Genomic DNA, 1817 nt, shown 5'->3' on the forward strand with positions numbered 1-1817 from the left:
CGGTAGGGAAACGCCCGGTCCCATTCCGAACCCGGAAGCTAAGCCTGCCAGCGCTGATGGTACTGCACTCGATAGGGTGTGGGAGAGTAAGACACCGCCGCAATTCTTTTTAGGGGTTAGAGCCCGAAGGTTTGAGCATTGCTCACCTTCGGGCTCTTCCTCATTCACCCCCGGGGGGGGTGTCGATTCCCGAACAGAGGTGCGCATTCCCACACAGGAGTGTTGACGCCCGAACACCCAGGGTATGGATTCCCGGTCGCGCCCGGTGAGCAGGTGTGTATTCGGGCGAGGGTGGCCCTGCGTGTGATGCCGGGAACCCGGTGGACCTCCGCAGCAGGGGCTGTACATCCCGGCCTCGTGGTGCGAACATAAACGCAGCGCATGCGCAATTCCTTCTCGCTATTCAGAACTGCGCGCTCGATCCTTGTGTCACCTATATAGTTCTCACCATGAGTCTTCACCCTGCCCTCCAGCCCATGTACGACACTGTCCTGCACAGGAACCCTGGGGAGTCCGAATTCCACCAGGCCGTGCTCGAGGTGTTCTACAGCCTGGGCGCCGTGGCGGACCGCCATCCCGACCTCGTGGAGTCGGGCGTGATCGAGCGCCTCTGCGAGCCTGAACGGCAGATCATCTTCCGGGTGCCGTGGACGGATGATCACGGCAAGGCCCAGATCAACCGCGCGTTCCGCGTCGAGTACAACTCGGCCCTGGGGCCGTACAAGGGCGGTCTGCGCTTCCACCCGACCGTCTACCTCGGCATCGTGAAGTTCCTCGGCTTCGAGCAGATCTTCAAGAATGCTCTGACCGGTATGCCGATCGGTGGTGGCAAGGGCGGATCGGACTTCGACCCCAAGGGCAAGAGCGACGTCGAGATCATGCGCTTCTGTCAGTCGTTCATGACGGAGATGTATCGGCACCTCGGCGAGCACACGGACGTCCCAGCCGGCGACGTGGGTGTCGGCAGCCGCGAGGTGGGCTTCCTGTTCGGGCAGTACAAGAGGATCACGAACCGGTTCGAAGCGGGAGTGCTCACCGGCAAGGGCCTGGACTACGGAGGATCCATGGTGCGGACCGAGGCGACGGGCTTCGGTCTGGTGTACTTCGTCCGCGAGATGCTCGCCGCGGCCGGCAAGTCGTTCGATGGCAAGAGGGTCATCGTCTCCGGGTCCGGCAATGTTGCGATCCACGCGGCGCTCAAGGCTCAGGAGCTCGGTGCCACGGTCATCTCTGCCTCCGACTCCGGCGGCTTCGTCCACGACCCCGCCGGCATCGACATCGGGCTGCTCAAGGACGTGAAGCTTGAGCGCGGTGCGAGGATCAGCGAGTACGCGGCTGAACGGAGTTCGGCAACGTTCCACCATGGCGGAAGCGTCTGGTCGCTGGAGGCGGATATCGCCCTGCCCTGCGCCACGCAGAACGAACTGGACCACGACGCCGCAGCAGACCTGGTGCAGAACGGCATATCCGTGGTGGCAGAGGGTGCGAACATGCCGTGCACGCCGGACGCCATCAAGGTGTTCGGTGAGAACGACGTACTGTTCGGCCCGGGCAAGGCCGCGAACGCCGGTGGTGTGGCGACATCAGCTCTCGAGATGCAGCAGAACGCCTCTCGTGACTCGTGGTCCTTCGGGCAGACCGACGCGCGACTGGACGAGATCATGTCCGGGATCCACACAGCGTGTGCGGAAGCGGCCGAAGAGTACGACGCGCCGGGTGACTACGTCGCCGGGGCGAACATCGCGGGCTTCCTCCGCGTGGCCCGCGCCATGAGTGCGCAGGGCGTCGTCTGACGCAGTGATCCTCGGTTCGTTCAG

The 1817-nt window shown here is 63.8% G+C and carries 1 protein-coding gene and 1 rRNA gene; both read left to right on the top strand.

Annotated elements, in window-relative coordinates:
* Positions 1–103: ribosomal RNA gene (rrf, locus tag BJEO58_RS14710) — 5S ribosomal RNA — on the top strand; the annotation flags it as partial.
* Positions 104–449: 346 nt separating this feature from the next.
* Positions 450–1793 carry an NADP-specific glutamate dehydrogenase gene (gene gdhA, locus BJEO58_RS14715; protein ID WP_180951999.1) on the top strand — a complete coding sequence of 448 codons (1344 nt, stop codon included), beginning with the start codon at positions 450–452 and terminating at the stop codon, positions 1791–1793.
* The last annotated feature ends 24 nt before the right edge of the window (positions 1794–1817 follow it).

It is taken from the genome of Brevibacterium jeotgali, from assembly GCF_900169175.1.
GTDB lineage: Bacteria > Actinomycetota > Actinomycetes > Actinomycetales > Brevibacteriaceae > Brevibacterium > Brevibacterium jeotgali.